Origin of the sequence: Vibrio brasiliensis LMG 20546 (assembly GCF_000189255.1) — a bacterium.
In the GTDB taxonomy this organism is placed as follows: domain Bacteria; phylum Pseudomonadota; class Gammaproteobacteria; order Enterobacterales; family Vibrionaceae; genus Vibrio; species Vibrio brasiliensis.
In genome coordinates this window covers 1-5,598 of the sequence record NZ_AEVS01000067.1, presented here as the reverse complement: position 1 = coordinate 5,598, position 5,598 = coordinate 1, and the positions used below count along the sequence as shown (strand labels likewise).

Here is a 5,598-nt window from a genome sequence, read left to right as displayed (position 1 = left end):
CCAATTTTATGGCAAGCGAAAAAATGCGTTTTTTTCATAAAAAAGGTCTGAGTGAACATTTATCACTCAGACCTCTATTTGTGCCCATTTTACACTCAACTTAATCAGTCGTTATTCACAATTTCCTGTGGATAACTAGTCATCAGAGTCAAAGAAGTATGAAATACGCGAACGTGGGTTTAGATACTCTCTCACCTTATCGGGAAGCTTGTTAGGTAAAATAGCATTAACTATCTTTATATCCCTCTCCGCTAAGTCGATGATCGGAGCTTGAGTTCGCGGTACTGACGGGTCATAGATAAGCACGTTTGGAAACAGTATGTTTTTTGCGTTAACCGATATGACCAGGCCGACCATATCATTTGATAATTGCACTACTGTCCCTGGAGGGTAGATACCCATAAACTTAATCAGCAAACTTAAGTTCTCATGGTTATATAGATGCTTGCAGTTCTTATATAGATGAGAGAGGGCGACGTATGGGATCTTCTGCTCGGCAACAACATTGCTATGACAAAGATTGTCGTAAGCATTTGCCACTGACACGATTTGGGTTAGCTGATCAATTTGGTCTCCCTTCAATCCATCAGGGTAGCCAGAACCATCATTCATTTCATGGTGCTGTGCGATCACTGTTCTGGCACTTTCAGGAAAGCTATCCATATTGGCAGCAATCTCTAAACCATATTTAGTGTGAAGCTTTAAGTAGTTCTTCTCTGGGTCAGTAAGCGCTGTAGGTTTACGTAAAATCGCAGTGGGCACCTTAACCTTACCCATGTCGTGAAATAGAGAAGCAAAAGCGACTTCTTTAATTTCTTCAGCACTGAGCATTTTCGCTTTAGCAATCATCATCGCGATAACTGATACGTTGAGAGAATGAAAGTAGATGTCTTCGAACTCACTCTTACCATTCATTAGGTGGAGAGTGACATTATCATCGCTAAGCAGTTTATCGACGATATCGTTGACTAACTGACTCGCCTCGTCGACAGCCTGTTCCGGTCGATTGCGAATTTTGTTCATTACTGCACGCATCCGAGACAACGAACGCTCGAACTCTTTTTCACAGTGAATCACTCTGCGCCGATAGGCACTGAGCTTTTCAATTCTGTCTTGCTTCTCTTTCCATAGTTTTTGCGCTTCTAAATCAACTTCTGCCTCAGAACTTTCTTCTTCAGTACTCGGCTTGTCGCTTGGAGGAAGCGGCTGAGTGTCACTTTGGTTCGGGTTGATGAAAACATGCTTGATACCTAAGTGACGAATCATGCGAATCTGTTCTTCGTCTTTAACTTTAAAACTATTGAATAAGAAAGGGTGCTCGTTCCATTTGACCGGAAGTCGGATATGCAACCCTGGCTGTAATCTATCTACAGTTATCTTGATGCTCGCCACGATCTATATACAACTTAATTAATTTACTGACTGATTAATGACTAATTTTAGATTAATGGAAAAATGAATTCATGCTCCATGCACTGGAATGAGAGATACATTGCTTCTATTAGATTGGTTGCCCTTGAGCTATTTCACCAGATCGCAGTGAAGCATCCAGCGAATGCCAAACTGATCCTCGACTTTGCCAAATCGTGCTCCCCAGAATGTATCCGCTAGTGGCATCATAATATGCCCGCCATGAGAGAGCTTATCGAAAAGACGTCCTTGCTCATCGAGATCATTGAGAACGACAGATAGAGCCATGTTGTTACCAGTCAGTTCTTTGGCAACCACTCCATCAGACAGCATTAATTTCATTCCAAACGCTTCAAACTCTGCATGCATGATCCAGTTAGGGTCCGCCCCTTCTATTTCTTGGGGTGCGTCTTTGAATAACTGCTTGGTTAGAACAACTCCGCCAAAGCACTTGTGATAAAAGTCGAGCGCTTCCTGACAACGACCAGCAAAAAATAGATAAGGGGTAACTTGATACATTTTCTATCTCCATATAGTTATTTTAAAGATAGACAAGTTTTCACTAAGTCACAGAAAATTTTAGCAATTCCCCTTTTTATATGCCGAATTAGTGATGACAGAGAATGAAGTGTTGTCAGGCTCGATTGCGCTGTTTAAGGTCGAAAGGACTAATTGCAAACTCGCCCACCAGCCAAGGTATAACCAGAGCTTGTCGGGTTGGAAAAATAGCAGCTCATTATGAGCTGCTATTTGATGGAGTTTAGAAGTCGTATTTAATGTTGAGTTCAACCGACTGTTCAGCACCAAACCAGCAGTTAGCTTGGTTATAACAAGAGTAGAACTCTTTATCGAATAGGTTGTTTACGATCAGATTAGCCTGAGCACCAGAAAGAGACTCGCTGGCATTACCGAGATCATAGCCAAGTGATAAGTCGACGACTGTATATGAAGGAACTTTCCCCTGGCTATTCGATGCGTCCATTTGCATCTCACCCATATAGCGAGCACCACCGCCAATTCTCGCTCCGGCTAAAGCGCCTGTATCTAAATAGTAGTTGGTCCAAACGCTAGCACTATGGTCTGGCACATAGATTGGTGTCGTCCCTACCAGGCTTTGGTCATAAGCCTGTTTTACTTCCATATCAATGTATGAGTATGAAGCCTGAACATCCCAACTCTCCGTTAGATAAGCCTGACCTTCCAGTTCTAACCCCTTAGATAGTACCTCTCCGACTTGAATCTTAGCTCGATAAGTGGGATCCGTAGGGTCTGCAATAATGGTGTCGTTCTTAGTGATATGGAAGTAAGACGCCGTGAATGTCTTAGACATATCGGCTGACATATACTTCATCCCAACTTCAAACTGTTCTCCAATCTGTGGCTTAAATGCGTTGCCTTTGACGTCTGTTCCTGCTGCAGGCTCGAAGCTAGTCGCAAAACTAACAAATGGAGATATACCATTATCTAGTTCATACAATGCACCGACACGATAAGAGAACTGATTGTGGTCTGAGGTATTTTTGCCGTCATACACAGGTGTAGTACTGACTTTATCATCAGATGACTCAAACAGGTCATAGCGACCACCAGCCAATAACACTAAGCGCTGGTAGCGAAGCTGGTCTTGGAAATAGAAGCCAAGTTGCTCATATGAGATGTCATGAGTTTCTTTATATGACTGAGTTAACTGATCACGGTTGAGTAAGTTGTTATCCGGCGCATAAGCATTAAACGCATAAAACTCAGCATTCGCTGCGTATAGCTTATATAGAGAATCCCCTTCCAGCTTTTGGTAATCGACACCAAGTAACAGATTATGTTGCCACTCTCCCGTCACAACACGACCTGACAACTGGTTATCAATGACGAAACTGTTAGAGTTCTCTTGCGTAATGTACGGATGTCTAACTAAGCTGCCGCTTGAGGCGGTAAAGTCACTATCGTAATGGAAGGTGTTCTCTTGATACAAAGATGCGTCCATGTAACGTGCATTCTGCAACAATGACCAATCATCATTAAACTCATGGTTGATCTTATATCCCAACATAAGCACATCACGCTCGAATGTACTCCAGTTCACATCCCCCATAGAGATTGATGGAGACTGAGTCTGGACGACTTCAAGAGGAGCGGCAGAGTTAATACCCATCGCTGGATCATTTTGGTAGTAGAGGTTGAAATTAATTAACGTTCTGTCGCTAACCTGCCAATCTAGCGATGGTGCTAATACATAACGTTCTTCCTCTGCTCCATCGACCTGACTGTCTTGTTTACGTGCAAGAGCGACAAGTCGGTAAGAAAAGTCACTATCTGCAATTTGACCAGACGTATCTACGGATGCTTCTAACAAGTTGCGCGAACCTGTAGTAACCCCGACCGAGGTACTCTGCTGTTGCTGTGGATTCTTAGCGATGATGTTGACCATGCCACCAGGAGGCATAGAACCATAAAGCACAGATGTTGGCCCCTTGAAGACTTCTATCTGTTGGATCGCAATCGGATCTATTTGTGCCTGCAAATTCCAGCCTGGAAGATATGGGAGAATCAGGCCATCGTAGTAGTTTACGTTATTAGTATCGAAACCACGGATTGAATAGTTATCATACATGGTTACCGCGACACCCTTCTGCTCTGTAACCACACCTGATGCATAACGTAAAGCTTGAGACACCGACTGAACACCACGTTGTTCGAGCAGCTCACCATCAATGACCGTAATTCCTTGTGGTGTTTCCTCGGGTGTTAACGCCGTTTTAGTCGCCGTATTTCGATACGCTTTACCCAGAACAGTAATGGTTTCAAGCTGAGTTGTGTCACTGTTATCCTGATCTGCTGCTAAAGTGGGGGGCTGAAAATGTAGCGAGCAACGCGAGCGCCAGTGTTGAGCGCTTGAATAGTATCTTGTTATTCATGTCGTCCTTAAGTACCAATGCTTTGTTCTTTTGAGAATAAATATCATTTGCATTATATTTATATCCCAAACTCAAAGTTAACAATTTGGTGCAACTTAAACCGACCCGATGAGATGGCTGACATTTCAGTCAGGTTTCATACCTTAATAATAGGTACCCAGTATTCCATTTCAGCGCTTTCAGAATCAGCCTGATAGTTATCTGGATAAACTTCCAGCTCATAACCATCAAGGCCTCGATACCCTGAACTAGGGAGCCAGTGAAGTAAAAACCATCGCAACGTTTTTGGCAGAGTCTCGATTGGCCCCTTATGTTTCACTGCTGCATAAGTCTGCTGCGGAACATTGAGAACACTCAAATTACGGGAGACGATACTCGGTAGCACCGGAATAGCCACCTCACTACCTAGCTCTATTCCAGCCCAATAATGGATATTGCTTCCATCGAAAGTTGCGTTGGTCACATCGACAACTCCGAGTAACTGCCCCTTGGGTTTCGCTACCTTATTCGTTTCTGACTCTAACCTGCTCCACAATTGCGGTACGACACGGGAAAAATCAGGAGATAAGGAAAATAGCCCTTTTATTTCGCCGTGGATGCCTTTGAGGATAAAGTCAGGTTTGGTATCGACCCGAACTTCAACAAAGGTGTGAGCATTAAAACCGTTGATGTTCATTTCTGAAACTTGAATTGGCTTTTTTAAACCCACACGTTGCGCGTTTTTTCTATAGGCTCTCGGGCTCTGACCAAAGAACTGTTTGAATGCTCGACTGAACGCAATCTCGGAGTTAAACCCCTTTGCCAGAGCAACATCTATAACGCGTTGGTCTGAATCTAACAGCAACTCGGCGGCACTACTTAGCTTCAGTTCTCTGACGTATTGAGCAACGGCAAGCCCTGTTTCTGCTTGAAATACTCGCTGTAGCTGCCATCGAGACCAACAACTTTGCTGCGCTATTTCCTCTAATGAAAGCGGCGCATCAAGGTGAGTGTGAATATAAGAAAGTACTTTACTGATGCGATTGAAGCTCGCTTCTGTTTTCGTCGTATTCATTACTTTAACCACAAGCCCTCCCAGACATCAGTTGTTGATACTTTTACCATTATTATTCATGAATAGTATCAGAATCCATGACAGAAATGATAACCATTAGCAATAATGCACGAAAATAGAAAGGGGCAGGCAAGAGAGGTATTGCTGAAATCACGATGGCTTGAGTTTACAAACCGCCGATACAACAAAGCCCCGACTTACGTCGAGGCTTTATCATTTAAA

3 protein-coding genes and 1 pseudogene are annotated in these 5,598 nt (G+C 43.3%); all 4 read right to left on the bottom strand.

The window, feature by feature from the left end:
• Positions 1–135: 135 nt before the first annotated feature.
• A complete protein-coding gene (locus RH46_RS11005; protein ID WP_006879518.1) occupies positions 136–1,392 on the bottom strand; it encodes an HD-GYP domain-containing protein in 1,257 nt (418 codons plus the stop codon).
• A gap of 129 nt (positions 1,393–1,521) precedes the next feature.
• Positions 1,522–1,929, bottom strand: a complete 408-nt coding sequence (locus RH46_RS11000) for a VOC family protein (RefSeq protein ID WP_006879517.1) — start codon at positions 1,927–1,929, stop codon at positions 1,522–1,524.
• Positions 1,930–2,170: 241 nt separating this feature from the next.
• Positions 2,171–4,322, bottom strand: a pseudogene (locus RH46_RS10995) (TonB-dependent siderophore receptor).
• 136 nt (positions 4,323–4,458) lie between these two features.
• Positions 4,459–5,376 carry an AraC family transcriptional regulator gene (locus RH46_RS10990; protein ID WP_006879515.1) on the bottom strand — a complete coding sequence of 306 codons (918 nt, stop codon included), beginning with the start codon at positions 5,374–5,376 and terminating at the stop codon, positions 4,459–4,461.
• Between the last annotated feature and the right edge of the window lie 222 nt (positions 5,377–5,598).

Coding starts and splice junctions, on each gene's coding strand:
- RH46_RS11000 (WP_006879517.1), bottom strand. CDS start 1,929: ATGTATCAAGTTACCCCTTATCTATTTTTTGCTGGTCGTTGTCAGGAA.
- RH46_RS10990 (WP_006879515.1), bottom strand. CDS start 5,376: ATGAATACGACGAAAACAGAAGCGAGCTTCAATCGCATCAGTAAAGTA.